This is a genomic window from Streptomyces sp. NPDC093149 (assembly GCF_044754145.1).
Taxonomy (GTDB): domain Bacteria; phylum Actinomycetota; class Actinomycetes; order Streptomycetales; family Streptomycetaceae; genus Streptomyces.
Window position 1 is genome coordinate 365,962 of sequence record NZ_JBIVON010000001.1, and the last position, 18,099, is coordinate 384,060.

15 protein-coding genes are annotated in these 18,099 nt (G+C 70.8%); 6 read left to right on the top strand and 9 right to left on the bottom strand.

Annotated features, from left to right (window positions below; genetic code table 11):
• Positions 1 to 107: 107 nt before the first annotated feature.
• Positions 108 to 755, bottom strand: coding sequence for a TetR family transcriptional regulator (locus ACIQCZ_RS01830; RefSeq protein WP_376271933.1), 648 nt, complete (start codon positions 753 to 755; stop codon positions 108 to 110).
• A gap of 369 nt (positions 756 to 1,124) precedes the next feature.
• Between ACIQCZ_RS01830 and ACIQCZ_RS01835 the strand changes: the two genes are divergently transcribed.
• Positions 1,125 to 2,066: a VOC family protein gene (locus tag ACIQCZ_RS01835; RefSeq protein WP_402278742.1), complete on the top strand. Its 942-nt coding sequence runs from the start codon at positions 1,125 to 1,127 to the stop codon at positions 2,064 to 2,066.
• A 160-nt stretch (positions 2,067 to 2,226) separates the two neighbouring features.
• On the top strand, positions 2,227 to 4,611 hold the full coding sequence (locus tag ACIQCZ_RS01840) for a PQQ-binding-like beta-propeller repeat protein (protein ID WP_402278744.1): 2,385 nt from the start codon (positions 2,227 to 2,229) through the stop codon (positions 4,609 to 4,611).
• Positions 4,612 to 4,719: 108 nt separating this feature from the next.
• On the opposite strand, the gene ACIQCZ_RS01845 is transcribed toward ACIQCZ_RS01840, so the two are convergent.
• Complete coding sequence (locus tag ACIQCZ_RS01845; protein WP_402278746.1) at positions 4,720 to 5,427, bottom strand: hypothetical protein; 708 nt, start codon at positions 5,425 to 5,427, stop codon at positions 4,720 to 4,722.
• 159 nt (positions 5,428 to 5,586) lie between these two features.
• Between ACIQCZ_RS01845 and ACIQCZ_RS01850 the strand changes: the two genes are divergently transcribed.
• Positions 5,587 to 6,129 carry a hypothetical protein gene (locus tag ACIQCZ_RS01850; RefSeq protein WP_402278748.1) on the top strand — a complete coding sequence of 181 codons (543 nt, stop codon included), beginning with the start codon at positions 5,587 to 5,589 and terminating at the stop codon, positions 6,127 to 6,129.
• 76 nt (positions 6,130 to 6,205) lie between these two features.
• Here the strand turns inward: ACIQCZ_RS01850 and ACIQCZ_RS01855 are convergent, their stop codons facing one another.
• The 3 genes from ACIQCZ_RS01855 to ACIQCZ_RS01865 are packed head-to-tail and all read right to left on the bottom strand — an operon-like array spanning position 6,206 to position 8,596.
• Entirely contained in the window at positions 6,206 to 6,979 is a 774-nt protein-coding gene (locus tag ACIQCZ_RS01855; RefSeq protein WP_402278750.1) for an enoyl-CoA hydratase/isomerase family protein, read from the bottom strand.
• 6 nt (positions 6,980 to 6,985) lie between these two features.
• A complete protein-coding gene (locus ACIQCZ_RS01860) occupies positions 6,986 to 7,438 on the bottom strand; it encodes a Zn-ribbon domain-containing OB-fold protein (protein ID WP_402278752.1) in 453 nt (150 codons plus the stop codon).
• A 9-nt stretch (positions 7,439 to 7,447) separates the two neighbouring features.
• Positions 7,448 to 8,596, bottom strand: coding sequence for a lipid-transfer protein (locus ACIQCZ_RS01865; protein ID WP_402280177.1), 1,149 nt, complete (start codon positions 8,594 to 8,596; stop codon positions 7,448 to 7,450).
• 92 nt (positions 8,597 to 8,688) lie between these two features.
• Here ACIQCZ_RS01865 and ACIQCZ_RS01870 point away from each other — a divergent pair, with 92 nt between their 5' ends.
• Positions 8,689 to 10,251 carry a FadD3 family acyl-CoA ligase gene (locus ACIQCZ_RS01870; RefSeq protein ID WP_402278754.1) on the top strand — a complete coding sequence of 521 codons (1,563 nt, stop codon included), beginning with the start codon at positions 8,689 to 8,691 and terminating at the stop codon, positions 10,249 to 10,251.
• A 142-nt stretch (positions 10,252 to 10,393) separates the two neighbouring features.
• Here the strand turns inward: ACIQCZ_RS01870 and ACIQCZ_RS01875 are convergent, their stop codons facing one another.
• Both ACIQCZ_RS01875 and ACIQCZ_RS01880 read right to left on the bottom strand, forming a co-directional pair.
• Entirely contained in the window at positions 10,394 to 10,567 is a 174-nt protein-coding gene (locus tag ACIQCZ_RS01875; protein WP_402278756.1) for a hypothetical protein, read from the bottom strand.
• A gap of 203 nt (positions 10,568 to 10,770) precedes the next feature.
• Complete coding sequence (locus ACIQCZ_RS01880; protein WP_402278758.1) at positions 10,771 to 13,740, bottom strand: BTAD domain-containing putative transcriptional regulator; 2,970 nt, start codon at positions 13,738 to 13,740, stop codon at positions 10,771 to 10,773.
• A 262-nt stretch (positions 13,741 to 14,002) separates the two neighbouring features.
• Between ACIQCZ_RS01880 and ACIQCZ_RS01885 the strand changes: the two genes are divergently transcribed.
• Positions 14,003 to 15,232 carry an amidohydrolase family protein gene (locus ACIQCZ_RS01885; protein ID WP_402278760.1) on the top strand — a complete coding sequence of 410 codons (1,230 nt, stop codon included), beginning with the start codon at positions 14,003 to 14,005 and terminating at the stop codon, positions 15,230 to 15,232.
• Between the two features lie 73 nt (positions 15,233 to 15,305).
• Here the strand turns inward: ACIQCZ_RS01885 and ACIQCZ_RS01890 are convergent, their stop codons facing one another.
• Complete coding sequence (locus ACIQCZ_RS01890) at positions 15,306 to 16,133, bottom strand: MerR family transcriptional regulator (protein WP_402278762.1); 828 nt, start codon at positions 16,131 to 16,133, stop codon at positions 15,306 to 15,308.
• Positions 16,134 to 16,369: 236 nt separating this feature from the next.
• Positions 16,370 to 16,573 carry a cold-shock protein gene (locus ACIQCZ_RS01895; RefSeq protein WP_003967102.1) on the bottom strand — a complete coding sequence of 68 codons (204 nt, stop codon included), beginning with the start codon at positions 16,571 to 16,573 and terminating at the stop codon, positions 16,370 to 16,372.
• Between the two features lie 376 nt (positions 16,574 to 16,949).
• Between ACIQCZ_RS01895 and ACIQCZ_RS01900 the strand changes: the two genes are divergently transcribed.
• Positions 16,950 to 17,828 carry a menaquinone biosynthetic enzyme MqnA/MqnD family protein gene (locus ACIQCZ_RS01900; protein WP_402278765.1) on the top strand — a complete coding sequence of 293 codons (879 nt, stop codon included), beginning with the start codon at positions 16,950 to 16,952 and terminating at the stop codon, positions 17,826 to 17,828.
• Positions 17,829 to 18,099 lie beyond the last annotated feature (271 nt).

Consider the following 18,099-nt stretch of genomic DNA (forward strand, 5'->3'; position numbering starts at 1 on the left):
ATGCGTGTGGTCCGCCGTGTGTGAGACAGGACCTGGGGCGCCCGGAACGGCCGCGCGGTGCCCAGTGCGGGAGGTGGCCCGGTACGCGTGGCGTCCCGGTGCCGGCGTTACTTCGTCGGCTTCTTGCCGGTGATGCCCAGATGAACCAACAGTGCGAGATTCGGCTTGAGTTCGGCCTGCTTCACGCCCCAGGTGGTGAAGCCCTTCTGATGCGAGGCGACCGCGGCCAGCATCGCGACCAGTGATCCCGACATCGCGGCGGCGCTGACGTCCTTGTCGACCTTGCCCTTGGCCTGGAGCTCCTTCACCGCGTCCGTAAGGGAGTTGGTGACCGAGTTCAGGATCTTCATGCGGATCTTGTAGAACCGCTTGTCGCCCTCGGCCGCCCCGAGGTCGACCACGCGCAGGATCGCGTCGTGATGTCGCCAGAAGTCGAGGAATCCCTCGACGAGTTCTTCGGCGGTCTGCCAGCCGGCCTTGCCGACCCAGGAGCGGCCTGCGACCAGTTCGGTCAGTCCGGCGCCCTCCTTGGCCATCTCTTCGGCGATTTCGAGGACGGCGCCCTCGACGTCGGGGAAGTATTGGTAGAAGGTCGCGGGTGAAGTCCCCGCCTTCCGGGCCACGTCGATAACTTTGACGTCCCGGTACGGCGAGGAACTGAGCATCTCGCTGAGGCAGTCGAGCAGCTTCTGCCGCGTCGCCTGTCCGCGTCGACCGGCCACGCGGCCGTCGACGGTGCGTACTTGTCCTGTCATGCCGTCAGCTTACCGAGGGGTGATCGGAGCGCGATTCGGCCGACTGCAAATGGGGAGCGCCGCAGACGCGCCGGGGGGAGTGGCCGGATATCGACGCATGCGCCCCACAGGGGATAAGTCTTATCAACAGCCTGTGGATAACTTCGGTGGATAACTTTCCGTGACGCGGCGAGCAAGGAACTCTTCTGTCGGAAATGTGTTCGATGTGGACGGGTCGGGGGGCGGTGCGCGCCACCCGCGGTTACGTTTGCTGTGACGAGCGTCACCGTGGTGAATCGCGAGCGACCGGGAACGACCGCGGACAACTGCGAACAAACCGCGAACCGGCGGCGAACGACCGCGAACGACCGCGACGGAGGGACCGGGCCCATGGCCGCATTCGCGCAATCCGCGCCGTGCTGGGTGGACGTGCAGCTGCCCGACCTCGAAGCGGGCAAGCGTTTCTACGGTGAGCTGTTCGGCTGGACCTTCCGGGCCGGGGACGGCCCGTACGCGGACGCCTTCAGCGGCGGGAAGCTCGTCGCCGCACTCGTCGCCAAGCAGGACGGCCGGATGCCCACCGCCTGGGGGATCTACTTCGCCACCGACGACATCGTCGCGTCCGTCGCCCGCATCAGGGAGGCGGGCGGCCAGGTGATCATCGACCCCGTGCGGGCCGGCCGGGCCGGAGCGGTCGCCCAGGCGGCCGACCCCGGCGGAGCGGTCTTCGGGCTCTGGCAGGCCGGTGACCGCGAGGGTTTCGAGAAGCAGAACGAACCGGTCTCCTTCTGCTGGACCGAGGTCCACACCCGGCAGAAGGACCGCGTCGACGCCTTCTACGAGGAGGTCTTCGGCTTCCAGGGCACCGACCTCGGCACCTCGGGCGAGGAGGAATCCGGCGGGGAGGAATCCGGCGAGGAGGAGCCCGGCGGAGGAGAACCCGGCGAGGAGGAGCCCGGCGGGGGAGAACCGGGCGAGGAGGAGCCCGGTGAGGCCGGGCCCGGCGAGCCCCGGCCCGGCGCGGCGGAGTCCGGCCGCGACGTCGACTTCCGCATGTGGTCCCCGGCGGGCACGGAACCGGGACCGGACACCGCGGTCGGCGGGCGCAGCGTCATCACCGACGCCTTCCCGGCCGAGATGCCCAGCTACTTCCTCACCTACTTCGCCGTCGAGGACTGCAATGCCACCGCCGGACACGCCGTACGCCTCGGCGGCCGGATCTCGGCACCGCCCTTCGACATCCCGTACGGACGGATGGCGATCCTCCAGGACGATCAGGGTGCCGTGTTCGCCGTACTTCAGCCCCCTGTGTCCGGGAAGAGGGCAGAGTGAGCTGTGACACCCAGGTCCGCCCCCGGGTTCGCAACCAGGGCCTCAGCCAGGAACAATCGGGGTGCGCACCGCCGGGTGGTGCCCAGTGGTGAGACGCCGCACAGGGCGGGTTTTCGCGGGCTTCTGTTCCTGAGGCCCGTACGGGGAGGTGGCAGGGCAAGTGGTGGAGCAGCTGACGCAGCACGACCCGAGACGGATCGGCCCGTTCGAGGTGCTGGGACGGCTCGGGGCCGGTGGCATGGGGCTGGTCTATCTCGCCCGCTCGGCTTCGGGCCGGCGGGTGGCGATCAAGACGGTACGCACGGAACTTGCCGAGGACCAGCTGTTCCGGGTCCGCTTCACACGTGAGGTGGAGGCCGCTCGGGCCGTCAGCGGCTTCTACACGGCCGCAGTGGTCGACGCCGACCCGCGGGCCGCGGTGCCGTGGCTGGCCACCGCCTATGTGCCCGCCCCCTCGCTCGAAGAGATAGTGACCGAGTGCGGACCCATGCCGGTCCAGGCGGTGCGCTGGCTGGCCGCCGGAATCGCCGAGGCGCTGCAGTCGATCCACGGTGCGGGGCTCGTCCACCGCGACATGAAGCCGTCGAACGTGCTCGTCGTCGAGGACGGCCCGCGGGTGATCGACTTCGGGATCGCGTCCGGGGTCTCCAACACCCGGCTGACCATGACGAACGTCGCCGTCGGCACGCCCGCCTACATGTCGCCCGAGCAGGCGCGGGACTCCCGCAGTGTCACCGGCGCCAGCGACATCTTCTCGCTCGGCTCGACGCTGGTCTTCGCCGCCACCGGGCATGCGCCGTTCCACGGTGCCAACCCCGTCGAGACCGTCTTCATGCTGCTGCGCGAGGGCCCCGATGTGGAGGGCCTGCCCGACGAGCTCCGGCCGCTGATCGAGTCCTGCATGCAGATGGACGCCGGGCTGCGGCCCACCCCGGCCGATCTGCAGGCCCAGCTCGCCCCGCACCTGTTCGCCTCCGGCGGCGACGACAGCGGTACGGCCTCGGCCTGGCTGCCGACCTCCGCCACCGCGATGATCGAGCAACGCCGCGGCGGAGTCCGCAAGCCCGCCGCTCCCGTCGCCCCGGCCCCGGTCCCGCCGCCCCCGCAGCCGCCGGGCGCCGACCGGGACACCGCCTGGCGCAGCGGCGGCGACCTGCGCTCCCCGGCCGCCGCGGTGGCGCAGCTGCCCGACGGGAGCGGTCCGGTACGACTGGCGGGCGCGAAGGTGCCCATCGGCCCCGGCCCGCGCGCCCAGGACGTCCGGGCCACCGCCACGGCCACCGCGGACGCCGGCCCCGCGACCGGCTGGGTGCGCCCGCCCACCGGGGCGCACGGCGCGGCACCCGCCGCCCCGCCCGCCCCGCTGCCCGCGCCCACGCACGCCCCCGAGGTCGCGCCGGCGGCCCCGGACCGCTGGCGGCCCTGGCGCTTCCGGATGTCCAACGACGTCTGGGGGACGCCCGTCGTCGCCGGAGACCTGCTCTACGTCACCTCGTTCGAGGTGCACGCCCTGGACGTGGGCAACGGGCGCCGCCAGTTCAAGACCCGGGACGTGGCCTGGGTGATGGCGGTGGAGGACGGCCGGATCCACGCCTCCGACGGGCCGTCGCTGTACGCCCTGGACGCGACGACCGGCGCCGAGCGGTGGCGGCTGCAGACCGATGCCTGGGTGTACTCCCTCAAGGCGGACCGAGGCACCGTCGTCACCGGTACCCGGGGCGGCGGCGTCCAGGCGTGGGAGGCGTCCACGGGCGAGAAGTTGTGGGAGAGCGGCGGCGTACAGACCGACTTCGAGACGGCGGAGGCCGGGCCCGTCGTCCACGACGGCACGGTCTACCTCTGGCAGGACGCCCGGCTGCGCGCCGTCGACGCCCGTTCCGGCATCGAGCGCTGGTCGTACCCGATCGGCGACGCGGCCTCCTGCGGCGGGGTGCCGGTCCGAGTGACCCCCGCGGAGGACGGCTTCGTGTACGTCAGCGCGGGGGCCCGGGTCCTGGCCGTCGACACCGTGTCCGGCCATGTCCGCTGGCACTTCGAGTCGCCCGCCGTCTTCCTCTCGCCGCCCGCGTTCGCACCGGGGCCCGCGGTCACCGGCGGCGGCGTGTACCTCGCCGACTACCTCGGCACGGTGTACGCGATCGACGCCTCGACGGGCAAGGACCGCTGGCGCATCGCCACGGAGGCCCGGCAGTCGACGGAGCCGGTCCTGGTGACGGGCGGGAACGTCCACGTCGGCAGCGGCAGCGCGCTGTACACGCTCGACGCGGTCACCGGCACCCCGAAGTGGCGGTTCGCGGCGGGCGGCGAGGTGGTGGGCGCCCCGGTGGTCGCCGACGGCCGGGTCCACTTCGGCTCCGCCGACCACGTCCTGTACACCCTGGACGCGGCGGGCGGCCAGCTCCGCTGGAAGCTGGCGACGGGCGGCGAGATCACGGGTTCGCCGGTGGCGCGGGGCGGTGTCGTGTACGCGTGCAGCAAGGACCGTTGCGTGTACGCGCTGGACGCGCTGAAGGGAACGGGCACGGGCAACCGGGCCCGGACGTAGCGCCCGGTCGCCACTCGCGGCCCGTTCCTCGGAGACTCAGACACTCGGAGGCTCGGAGCCTCAGAAGCCCAGGGGCTCGGAAGCGCGGGGCCTCGGAGGCGCGGGGCCTCAGGGGCGCGGCGGCCGGTCCGGGGCGGGGCCCTCGTCCGGTACGACGGGGTGCGGGGCCGTGTCCTGGTCCTCCGGTCCGGTCCCGGGGCGCGCGGACGTCTCCCGGGCCCGTGGGCCCGGACGGCGGGCTCCCGGAGGAGGCCCCGTGTACGGTTCCGGCTCCGGTTCCGGCAGCGGACTCGTCTGCACGGAGGGTCCCGGCTCCTGTGTCGGCGGCCAGGTGTCCGGGTCCTGCGAGCCGGGCGCGGAATACGGCCGGACACCGTCCTCGCGCGGGACGCGGCGCCCACCGCCGCGCCGCCCCGACATCAACGCCGCGCCCAACAGCAGCAGCACCCCGCCGCCCAGGGCTCCCGCCACCCCCCACTGCAGCCCGGAGCCGTTGCCCGAGACGCTCAGACTGCCCACCGACTGCCCCTGGCGCACCATCCACAGCACGGTGAACCCGAGCACCACCACGCCCGCGGCCGCCACCAGCAGCCGCGACCGCAGCACCACCCCCAGCACGGTCAGCAGGGCGGCGAAGAGAAAGGCGACCAGGATCGAGCCCAGCGGTCCGGGCCGGCTGCCGGTGATCCCGGTGAACAGTTCGTCGATCCGGTAATGACGCCCCAGGCGGCCGTCGTACCAGTCTCGGAAGGGGCTCAGCACGGCGGCCGCCGCTCCTACGAGAGCGAGGACCGAGCCGAGGACGTTGCGGACCATCGTCGGCCTCCTGCGTGTGCGCGGACCGGTGTCATGTATCGGCACCGCTCTCCGCCTCGACGCTACGCCTGGCCCCTGCCTCCCGCACCTTGCGCTACGGTGTCGCGCGGTCGTTCGACAACAGCAGAATCGGACAACAACACAAGGGGGGCTGCATCGATGATGCGGCAGCACATAAGGCTTTCCGCGGTACTGGTCGTGGTGGTCCTCGCACTCACCGGCTTCTCGACCTCCAGCCACGGCGGCCGAAGCGGCAAGAGCAGGGGATCGAGCGGCAGCGGCGGCGGCTGCTCCAACTCCGAGAAGAGCAACGGCGGCTACCACCGCAGCGACTACGACGACAACAACGACTACGGTTCGTCGAGCGGCTCCTCCGGAGACACCGGTTACGAGTCGCCGACCCCGAGCGTCAGTGCCTCGGACGAGCCCCGGGCGTACGTTTTCCGCTGCGCCCAGCCCCGCAAGGGCACACGCAAGGCCGTCACCTCCTCCACCGTCAGGCTCACGGCGAGCGCGGCCGGCTCACACACCTACGAAGTCGATGTGACGTTCCTCGACGCGCGGGGCAACACCGTGGACACCGGGGAGGCGAAGGTCGCCGTCGACGGCGGCGAGACCAGGACCGTCCCCGTGCGGATGGACAGTCCGCGCAAGGTCTCCCAGGTGAAGAAGTGCCGGGTCGAGGCGCAGCTGAGCTACTGACCCCACCGGCTCCGCGGGCCTCACCGCCCTGCGGCCTGCCCGCACCACCGACCCGCCGCACCACCGACCCGCCGTCTCACCGGGTCCGGAATCCGCTGCCGCCCCGCCCCCGGAACAACTCGGCCTGCCGCTCCGGCGGCAGGTTCCCGAGCGCGATCAGGTGCGGGGCGTGGGCCATGGCCTGCGCCCTGGCCGCCTCCTTCGCGGACCACACCGCCCGTACCGTCCCCTGCACCGCCTCCGTCGGGTACGAGGCGATCACTCCCGCCGCCCGCAGTGCCGCCGCCACCGCGCCGCCCGGCGCCGTCACCTCACTGACCAGCCCGGTCTCGTACGCCCGTTGGGCCGTGACCCGTTCGGCCGTGCCCATCAGGGACATCCGTGCCACCTCCCCGAACGGCATCCGCTGCGCCATGGAGATCGCCTCGTACGCGCTGACCATGCCGTACGTCGTGTGCGGATCGAAGAACGTCGCCTCCTTCGACGCGATGACGAACTCCGCCTCGCCCAGCAGATAGAACGCCCCGCCGCAGGCCATCCCCTCCACGGCCGCGATCACCGGCTTCCACAGGTCGTTCGCCTTGGGCCCGATCGCGATCAGCGGATCGTCGATCGCGTACGGGGACGAGGGCTGCGGCACCTCCACGCCCCGGTCGATCCCCGTGCAGAAGGCCCGGCCGCCCGCCCCGGTGACGACGACGGCCCGCACTCCGTCGTCGAAGCGGAACGCCCGCCAGGCGGCGCTCAGTTCGGCGGCCGTCGCCAGGTCGATCGCATTGTGCTTCTCGGGCCGGTCCAGGGTGACGAGCGCGACCCCGGTCTCCTTGTCCGTCTCCGTCCGCAGGGCCATCGCCGCTCACCGCTCCAGCAGCCAGCGCACGAGGGTCACCCCGGAGGCGTCCGGGCAGAACACGGCCCGTACCGGTGCCCCGATCCGCAGCCGCGCCGGGTCGACCGAGTCCAGCGGGGCTTCGGGACCGCTCACCACGTTCCCGACCAACCGGATCTCCGGGGCGTCGGCCAGTTCGACCACCACGGCGTTGTACGGGGCCTGTGCGGCGTACGCGGGCAGCAGCGGGGGATGCGGCAGCACGTACGACCAGACGCGACCACGTCCGCTCATCGGCCGCCACTCGCTCGCGAAGGACTGGCAGTGCGGGCAGCACGGCCGGGGCGGGAAGCGGAGCCTTCCGCACTCCGGGGCGGCGCACGCCTGGACGCGCAGTTCGCCACGGGCCGCGTACTCCCAGAAGGGGGCACCGTCCTCGTCCACGACAGGCATCAGCAGAGCATCCGTGTCAGCACCCATGTCGGCTCCTCAACTCCTCAGCAGTACGGCGGAGGTGGGCACACCCTCGCCGGCGGTGACCAGGCACGTCCCGGCGCCCGGGACCTGGGCGGTGGAGATACCGCGCAGCTGTTTCACACCCTCGTTGATGAGGTTGAAGCCGTGGACGTACGCCTCGCTGAGCCCGCCGCCCCCGGTGTTGATGGGCAGCCGCCCGCCGCTCTCCAGTGCCCCGCCCTCGGTGAACGCGGCGCCCTCGCCGCGCCCGCAGAAGCCGTAGCCCTCCAGGGAGAGCGGAATGAGCGGGGTGAACGCGTCATAGATCTGCGCGACATCCACGTCGTCCGGGCCGAAGTCGGCCTGCTTCCACAGCTGCCGGGCGGCCGTCCAGGCCGGTCCGGTGAGCGGGTCGTCGTTCCAGTAGTTGACCATCCCGTGGTGCTGGGCGGGCAGCCCCTGGGCGACGGAGTGGATGTAGACGGGCTTCTGCCGGCAGTCGCGGGCCCGCTCCGCCGAGACGATGACGCAGGCCAGCGCGCCGTCCGTCTCCAGACAGTTGTCGAACAGACAGAGCGGCTCGCTGATCCAGCGCGAGGTCATATACATGTCGCGGGTCAGTGGCCGCTCGTACATCACCGCGTCCGGGTTCTGGTTGGCGCGGTTGCGGCAGGCGAGGGCGACGTTGAAGAGATGGTCGCGGGTCGCCCCGTACTCGTGCATGTATCGCCGGGCCAGCATCCCGATCTCGTCGGCCGGCCGCAGCAGTCCGTACGGACGGGTCCACTGGGCGGGGGTGGGCAGTTGCACGGCGGTGTTCTTCCAGGGCCGGGGCCCCGACCCCCGCTTCCGCGACCGCCAGGCGACACCGACGCTCGCCTGCCCGGTCGCCACGGCGGCGGCGAGATGCGCGATCGTCGCGCACGAGCCGCCGCCCCCGAACCCCACCTTGCTGAAGAAGGTCACATCGCCCGCCCCGATGGCCTTGGCGATCTCGACCTCGTCGGTCTCCTCCATCGTGTACGAGGCGAAGGCATCCACCTCCGAGGCGGCGATGCCCGCGTCGTCGAGCGCCGCGACGATGGCCCGGCAGGCCAGTGTCTTCTCGGATTCGGGCAGTTGTTTCGCGAAGGCCGTCTGTCCTATGCCGGCTATCGCTGTCACGTCCTTGAGCGCCGCCACCGCCACCTCCGAGGCCGTCGTCACTGCTGACAGCGGCTGAGGCTACAGCTAATCTGACGGATAGTCAGCTACTGCGTCAGAGAGGGCGAACGATGCGCGGCGACGAGGAATGGGGCAGCATCCCGAAGCTGATACGGGCGGCGGCGCGACGGTACGGGGACCGGGAGGCGGTCGTCGAGGGCCGCACCCGGATCTCGTACGCCGAACTCGGCCACCGCGTCGAACGCGCCGCCGCCGCATGCATGGCCTCGGGGGTCGAGCCGGGCGACCGGGTGGCGGTCTGGGCCCCGAACACCCTGGACTGGATCGTCTCCGCACTCGGCGCCGTCACGGCCGGAGCGGTGCTCGTCCCCCTCAACACCCGGTTCAAGGGCACGGAGGCGGCGTACATCCTGGAACGCAGCCGGGCGAAGCTGCTCTTCGTCACGGGCACCTTCCTCGGCACGTCCTACGTGGCGTCCCTGCGCCGGGCCGACGTACCGCTCCCGCACCTGGAACGGGTGGTGGTGCTGGCGGACAGCGCCCCCGACGACTACGTCACCTGGAAGGACTTCCTGGCAGCGGGGGAGGGGGTGTCGCCGGAGGCGGTACGCGCCCGAGCCGCCGCCATCGCTCCTTCCGCCCCCTGCGACATCATCTACACCTCGGGCACCACGGGCCGGCCCAAGGGTGCCGTCATCACCCACGCCCAGACCCTGCGCTGCTACGCGATCTGGAGCGAACTGGCTGACCTGCGCGAGGGCGACCGCTATCTGATCGTGAACCCGTTCTTCCACACCTTCGGCTACAAGGCGGGCATCATCGCGTGCCTGATGCGGGGCGCCACGATGGTCCCGCAACCGGTGTTCAACGTGGACACGGTCCTGGCCAACATCGCCGCCGAGCGCATCTCGGTCCTGCCGGGTCCGCCCACCCTCCACCAGTCCCTCCTGGACCACCCGGCGCGGGGCGCCCACGACCTCTCCGCCCTCCGCCTGGTCGTGACGGGCGCGGCGGTGGTGCCCCTGCGGCTGGTGGAACGCCTGCGCACGGAGCTCGGCATCGCGACGGTCCTCACCGCGTACGGCCTCTCCGAGGCGAGCGGCATCGTCACCATGTGCCGACGCGGTGACCCGGCGGAGACGATCGCCTCGACATCGGGCCGGGCGATCCCGGGCACGGAGGTCCGCGTCCTGGCCGCCCCCGGCACCCCCGGCGAGGTGCTGGTCCGCGGGTTCAACGTGATGCGGGGCTACTTCGAGGACCCGGGGACCACGGCCACCGCGATCACCTCCGACGGCTGGCTCCGCACCGGGGACATCGGCGTCCTCGACGAGAACGGCAACCTCCGGATCACCGACCGGATCAAGGACATGTTCATCGTCGGCGGCTTCAACGCGTACCCGGCGGAGATCGAACAACTCCTCGGCCTGCACCCGGACGTGGCCGACGTGGCGGTGATCGGCGTCCCGGACCCCCGCCTGGGCGAGGTCGGCAAGGCGTACGCGGTACGCAGGCCGGGCGCGACGCTGACGGCCGACGACCTCATCGCCTGGTCCAGGCGGGAGATGGCGAACTACAAGGTTCCGAGGGCGGTGGAGTTCGTGAGCGAGCTGCCCCGGAACGCGAGCGGCAAGGTGCTGAAGGGCGAGCTGCGAGGGCGGGCGGGGTTCTGACGGCTCACGGCGAGCCGGGGCTCCGGACCGGAAGCCCCAGGCAGTGAAAGCGTGAGCACCGCAGAGGCGTCGAAATGAAAACAGCGGCCGCGACGGCTCCCCCTCCGCGCCGCCGCGGCCGCTCCCCGTGCAGGTGAAGGTCCTAGTTGGGCTTCGGTGCCGACGCGTGGGCGTCCAGGGTGGTGATCTCCTCGCCGGACGCGTGCGCATCCGTCGGCTTGAGAGGTTCGCTCGACGCGTGGGCGTCCTGCGTGGTGATGTCCGCGCCGGATGCGTGCGCGTTGGTCGGCTTGAGGATGCTGTTGTTGTCGGCCATGAAGGTCAACTCCTGAAAGTGTGGACATAGTGGGTGGTGTGCCCGTCCGGCGGTTCCCCCGTGGATCGCCGGACGGGCATTCCAGGGCCGTTCACCCTAGCGGTGAGGCCACACACAGACCCGTCTGCCCCCCGACGCGACGGATCGATGAGTAAGAGAATGCCGGGGAGCGATAAACGAATGATGAACGCGGCGGACGAACCTCAGATCACTGTGACCGGATGCAGCAGGGCGCGCACATGGTCGGCTTCGGTCGCCCCCAGGTCTTCGAAGACCGTGAGCGCCTCACGCCAGCAGGCCTGCGCCCGATCGGTCTGACCGAGAGGGGTGAGACTGAGGCCGAGCACGGTGAGGATGTTGGCACGTCTCCACTCGCCGCCGATTCCGTGCAGTACGGCGAGGGCCTGCTCCGCCTGTGCGGCGGCCTGCGCGGGTTCGTGGTCGGCCAGGTCCGCCTCTGCCAGTCGAAACAGTGTCATGCCGTGCCAGAACCGCTGCCTGCTGTCCCGAAAGACCTCCAGGGCCTCGGTGAGTACCTGCCGCGCCTGGGACGTCTGGCCCGCACCGGTGAAGGCCAGACCGAGAGCGTATTTGCCGTTGGCCAGGCGGAGGGCCTGTTCTCTGCCGTCCGATTCGTAGAGGGAGATGCCTTGCTGGGCCAGGCTCACCGCGCTCATTTTCCGGTCGGTGGCCAGGTGGACCCTGGACATGTTGCAGAGCGCCGAGGCTTCGCCCGACTTGTTGTTGTCCGCCCGGAAGGCAGCCAGAGCCTGGGTGAAATGGGCCTCTGCGTCGGTATGACGGTTCTCGTAGAGGGCGATGATTCCGAGTTGGTTGGGTGCCTGACTGGATGAGACCGGGTCTCCGGCGGCCAGCCCCAACTCCAAGGCCCGCCGGGCGTCGTTCTCCGCATCGGTGAACCGGCCCGAGATGCTGTGCACATGGGTCAGCATGGTGCGCGCGCGACCCTCCGCCTGAACGTCACCCGCAGTCCGGGCCGCCTCGGAGACCGCGGTCGCCGCCTGGGTGAACTGGTGCGAACTGGCTCCCGATTCGCCCAGATCCACGGCGGCCATGAGGAGATCGGCGGCTTTGCGGAGCATCCCCTGCGCCGCGGACTGCCGGGCGCATGCGAGCAGTCCGCTGGACTCGTTGAAGAGCCAGTCCAGCGCCGCCGCAGGGGTCGAGAACGACAGCCCCGGGCGCAGCGTCGGTTCGAAGTGGTCGAGCACGCGCTCCCCCGGCCGCTCCAGCGCGTACACCCCCGCCGCCGTCGCCAGATAGAAGTCCAGCAGTCGCGACAGCGCCAACTCCCGTTCCTCCGGATCCTGCTCGTCCCGTTCCGCGCAGGAACGCGCGTAGAGGCGCACCAGGTCGTGGTACCGGTACCTGCCCGGTGCAGCCGACTCCAGGAGGCTGGTGTCGACCAAGGCCTCCAGCAGGTCTTCCGCCACGTGGGCTTCCAGGTTGAGCAGGGCCGCCGCCGCGGCCAGGGAGATGTCCGGGCCGTCCGCCAGGCCCAGCAGGCGGAACGCGCGCGCCTGGGCCGGCTCCAGCTGGCCGTAGCCGAGTTCGAAGGTGGCCTTCACCGCGAGGTCGCCTGCCTGGAGTTCGTCCAGGCGACGGCGTTCGTCGGCGAGTTTGGCGGCCAGGACGGAGACCGTCCACGTGCGGCGGGAGGCCAGGCGGGAGGCGGCGATGCGGATGGCCAGGGGGAGGAAGCCGCAGGCGGCGACCACGTCGAGGGCGGCCTCGCGCTCGGAGTTGATGCGTTCCTCGCCCACGATGCGGGTGAAGAGCTGGAGCGCCTCCTCCGGGGACATCACGTCCAGGTCGACCAGGTGCGCGCCCGCCAGGTCGACCATCCGGACGCGGCTCGTGACCAGGGCCGCGCAGCCCGCGGTGCCGGGGAGGAGGGGGCGGATCTGGGCCGCGTCATGGGCGTTGTCGAGGAGGACCAGGATGCGGCGGCCGTCGAGCGTGGAGCGGTAGAGGGCGGCGCGTTCGTCCAGGGAGTCGGGGATCGCCGAGTCGGCCGTGCCCAGCGCGCGCAGGAACGCGCCGAGCACCGTCTCCGGTTCGGCGGCGCGCGCGCCGGCGCCCTGGAGGTCCACATACAGCTGACCGTCCGGGAAGTGCTGGCGCGCCTGGTGGGCGACGTGCACCGCGAGGGTCGTCTTGCCGACGCCGCCGATGCCGGCCAGTGCCGAGACGGCCATGACCGAACCCTCGGCGGTCGCCAGCCGGCCACTCAGTTCCCGTACGAAGGAGGCGCGGCCGGTGAAGTCCGGCACGGTGGCGGGAAGCTGGGCGGGACGCAGCGGCGCCGGGGCAGGTGCCGGCTCGTCGGCCGGGCGGGCCAGTTCCTCGTCGGCCTGCAGGATGCGCTGCTGGAGCTGGGAGAGCTCGGGGCGCGGGTCGACACCCAGCTCGTCGGCCAGCAGCCGACGGGTGTCGGCGTACACGGCGAGTGCCTCGGCCTGTCGGCCGCTGCGGTACAGGGCGATCATGAGGAGTTCGCGCAGCCGCTCGCGCAGCGGGTGCGCGGCGGTGAGCGCGGTCAGTTCGGAGACCGCCTCCGCGTGACAGCCGACCTCCAGGTCCAGGTCGAGCCGGGTCTCGGTGAGCTGGAGCCGCCACTCCTCCAGCCGGGTGCGCTGGTTCTCGGCGTACGGGCCGGGCACGGAGGCCAGGGTCTCGCCGTCCCACAGGCCGAGCGCCTTGCTGAAGAGACCGCGGGCCTGGGCGCGGTCGCCGCCCGCGCGGGCCTTCTCCGCCTCGGCCACCAACTCCTGGGCGATGGTCAGGTCGAGGGCGTCGTTCCTGGTCCGGATCGCATAGCCGCCGGCGGCGCTGACCAGCGTCTGCGGGTCGAGGACCTTACGGAGCCGAGAGGCGTACGTGCGTACGGCGGCGAGCGCCTGCGAGGGCGGTTCCTCGCCCCAGATGGCGTCGATGAGTTCGGAGGCCGTGGCCGTGCGGCCGTCGCGCAGGAGCAGTGCGGTCAACAGAGCGCGCTGCTGAGGCGAACCGGACGGCAGCGCTTCTCCGTCCCGCCAGGCCCGTACCGGGCCGAGCACGGAAAAGCGCAGATCGGCGCCGTCGGCCGACTGCTGCTGCGGAGCCCGCTGCCCCGGAACACGCACGCGTGGCCCGTGGTCGTCACGGTCCATTGATGCCCCCTGTCCTGCTCGCCCCGCCGGTCCTGCCGATCGTGCCGGTGCTGTTCGTTCCGGATTCCTCGCCCGTGTGCCGGTCCGGGGCGGGGGATCCGGATTGTTCCGTACCGCTGGTATCGCGCTCAACAGTCTGCCTTGTTATAGGCGGACACGTCAGCAGTGGGTGACTCTCTGCACAAGCCCTCGACAGTGATTGCGGGACGGGGGCCGGTACAGATAGCTGACGGTACGTCAGATCAGCGCTACCGTGGTGAGCATGGAGACCTTCCCGAAGATCATCTCGGTGGACGACCACACGGTGGAGCCCGCTCATGTCTGGCGGGACCGGCTCCCGTCCAAGTACCTCGACCGCGGTCCGCGGATCGTCCGCGCACCGCTCAAGGAAATGACCTTCATGGGCGGCAAGTTCGCGCCTGTGATGGGCGCGAAGGGCGATGACGGGCCGATCGGCGACTGGTGGGTGTACGAGGACCTGCACCGCCCGCTCACCCGGCTCGACACCTCGGTCGGCTACGACCGGGACGAGATCAAGCTCGAGGTCATCACGTACGAGCAGATGCGCCCGGGTTCGTTCTCGGTCCCCGACCGGCTCGCGGACATGGACGTCAACCATGTCCAGTCCGCGCTCTGCTTCCCCACCTTCCCCCGCTTCTGCGGGCAGACCTTCACCGAAGCGAAGGACCGCGAACTCGGGCTGCTCGGGGTGCGGGCGTACAACGACTGGATGGTGGAGGAGTGGTGCGGGCCCGAGGCGCGAGGCCGGCTCATCCCGCTCACCCTGATCCCGCTCTGGGACGCGCGGCTGGCCGCGGAGGAGGTCCGGCGCAACGCGGCGCGCGGTGTGCGCGCGGTGGCGTTCTCCGAGATACCGCCGCATCTCGGCCTGCCGTCGATTCACACGGACGAGTGGGATCCGTTCCTGCAGGCCTGTGACGAGACGGGGACGGTGATCGCGATGCACATCGGCTCGTCGTCGAAGATGCCGTCCACCTCGGCCGACGCCCCGCCCGCCGTCGGCTCCACCATCACCTTCGCCAACTGCTGCTTCTCGATGGTCGACTGGCTGATGAGCGGCAAGTTCGAACGGTTCCCGAACCTCCGGATCATGTACGCGGAGGGGCAGATCGGCTGGATTCCGTACATCCTGGAGCGCGCCGACGTGGTCTGGGAGGAGAACCGCGCCTGGGGCGGCGTCGCCGACAAGGTCCACCGTCCGCCGTCGGAGCTGTTCGCCGAGCATGTCTACGGCTGCTTCTTCGACGACGCCTTCGGGCTCAGGAACCTGGACTCGATCGGCGTCGGCAACGTCCTGTACGAGACCGACTATCCGCACTCCGACTCCACCTGGCCCAAGTCGCGCGAGGTCGGCGAGGCGCAGATGGGACATCTGGACGCCGATGTCGTGGACCGGATCGTCCGCGGCAACGCGATCGACCTGCTGGGGCTGACGGACGACGGGCTGTGGGCGGGGTCCGGCGGGCGGTAGGGAGGGCGCGGAACGTGACACCCGGCACCCCGGGTGTCACGTTCCGCGTGGAGCCCCGGTACCTCCGGAGAGGTCAGGCCCTGGTGACCGGCTCCTGGAGCTCCGTCACCCATGTGTCCCGGTCGTCGGGGCACTCCAGGTTGATCTCGCGGGCGTATCCCGTGGACCTGTAGCCGTTGGCGTCGATCCAACGGGCCAGGGTCTGGGCCGTCGGCAGTACGCCGTCCATCGAGCCCCGGTGCACGATGGTCGCCGCCTCGAACGGGGGCAGCTCGACCACCGTGATTCCGGTGTCGCCGAGCGGGCCCACCGGGGCGGAGACCGTCACCCCCGCGTGGACGACGATCGCGCCGCCGCCCTCCGGGGCGTCCTCGTAATAGGCGATCCCGGGGCCGCTCGGGCCGACCCCCACCGTGCCCAGCAGCGGGAAGAGCCGGTCGTACAGCGGGCCGATCACCGGAGTGATGTGCTCCGGTTCGAAGCCCGCCGCCGTCCCGGTCAACTCGGCGACCCGTACTGCGGCAATGCTCTTGACCGCTACCTCGTCCTCGGGCATGCGTCCCTCGCTCTCGATCGACCGGAGCCTCGCCTCGACCCGTGTCAGCCGTGCGGCCGCTGCCGCCATGGCCTCCTCCAGCTCCGCCCGCCGCAGTCGCAGCATGCCGCGCAACTCCTCGGCCCCCACCTGCTCGTCGAGGACGGCCTGCACCTGCTGGAGCGTGAAGCCGAGATCCTTCAGGGCGATGATGCGGTTGAGGCGGGAGAGCTGGGCGGCCCCGTAGTAGCGGTAGCCGGTGGCGGGGTCCGTGCGGTCCGGGTGCAGGAGTCCGATGGCGTCGTAGTGGCGCAGCATCCGGGCCGAGACCCGTCCGTACCGGGCGAAGTCTCCGATGGTGAACATGATGTCTCCCAGTGCACGGCTTCACACGGTGGCAAGGTCAAGCTCCACGGCGCCCCGGTGCTGCCGGGAACGGAAGGGGTGGGAGCGGAAAGGGCGGAAGTGGAACAGACGGGAGTGGAACAGACGGGAGTGGAACAGGCGGGAGTGGAAAAGGCAGGAGCCCCGTTCCCCGCCGAGGCGGAGGAGCGGGGCTCCTTGGGTACTGCTAGCCGGCCGCGATCGGCCGACCCGGGCAACTAGGCCGGGGTGACGTTCTCAGCCTGCGGACCCTTGGGTCCCTGAGTGACGTCGAAGTTCACGACCTGGTTCTCCTCGAGGGAGCGGAACCCGGACGCGTTGATCGCGGAGTAGTGAACGAAGACATCCGGGCCGCCGCCGTCCTGGGCGATGAAGCCGAAGCCCTTTTCAGCGTTGAACCACTTGACGGTTCCGGTAGCCATAAGCCCTCCTTGGGCCAAAGGGTTGCCCTGCTCCAGAACCTGCAAAGAAGTCTGAAAACTACAAAAGCCTGCGGGTTACATGCTCCGCAGGCTCTGTACTGCAAGGGAAACCAAACTGCAACTTGCGTCGAGCCTAGCACGCAGCGTGTACGGAAGGGTAGAGGGAAAGATCACTTCACCCGGATGTTTGATTGCCGTGCCGATGAGCTGACGAAGCGGGTCTCCCGGGGGGTGTCGTGGAGGTGTCCTCAAGGGATACGGAATGAAGACTTCCGATACGGCTCCGGGGCGGTATCGGTGCCCCCGCGAGAGGGGCGGGACGACGCCTCGCGCACCCGGTGCCGTCCGGACGGCACCACGGGTCTAGCCTCGCGATGTGGACAATTCAACCGTCTCAACCGTCGCGGGCGACGCCCGTCGCAGCCGGCCGCGCGTCGGTCACATCCAGTTCCTGAACTGCCTTCCCCTGTACTGGGGACTGGCGAGAACCGGGACCCTGCTCGACATGGAGCTCTCGAAGGACACCCCGGAGAAGCTCAGCGAGCAGCTGATCAGGGGCGATCTGGACATCGGCCCCGTCACCCTGGTCGAGTTCCTGCGCAACGCCGACGACCTGGTCGCCTTCCCGGACATCGCGGTGGGATGCGACGGGCCCGTCATGTCGTGCGTGATCGTGTCGCAGGTGCCGCTGGACCAGCTGGACCGGGCCCGGGTGGCGCTCGGCTCGACCTCGCGCACCTCCGTGCGTCTGGCCCAGCTGCTGCTCGCCGAGCGGTACGGGGTCAGCCCGGACTACTACACCTGCCCGCCGGACCTCGGCGTGATGATGCAGGAGGCGGACGCCGCCGTGCTCATCGGTGACGCCGCGCTGCGCGCCAACCTGCACGACGCGCCCCGGCTCGGCCTCCAGGTCCACGACCTGGGCCAGATGTGGAAGGACTGGACCGGGCTGCCGTTCGTCTTCGCGGTCTGGGCGACCCGCAAGGACTATCTGGCGGCCGAGCCCCACCACGTGAACAAGGCGCACGAGGCCTTCCTGGCCTCGCGGGACGTCTCCCTGGAGGAGGTCACCAAGGTCGCGGAGCAGGCGGCACGCTGGGAGGCCTTCGACGCGGAGGTGCTGGAGCGTTACTTCACGACGCTGGACTTCCGCTTCGGTTCGGACCAGCTGGCCGGGGTGCGGGAGTTCGCGCGCCGGGTCGGCCCGACGACCGGCTTCCCGGCGGACGTGAAGGTCGAACTGCTCGGCGGCTGACCGGAGGCCTGGGCGCGGCCGACGCCGCGGATGCGGGGGGCGGGACGCGGGGCCGCACCGAGTGCGCCCGGTGCGCGCCGCGCCCGGAGGCGCTCGACGGGAATGGGCCGGGATATGGATGAATCCTGTACCTCTTCGGTCGGATATCTCTTCCCGGCCTTCTCCCGTCCTTCCTCCGCCCTTCTCCGGCCGCTTCTCCTCGCGTGCCATCGATTCGGGTGAATACGCGTCGAATAGCCGATTCCCGGACGGCGTCCGAGGAGAGTCCCGG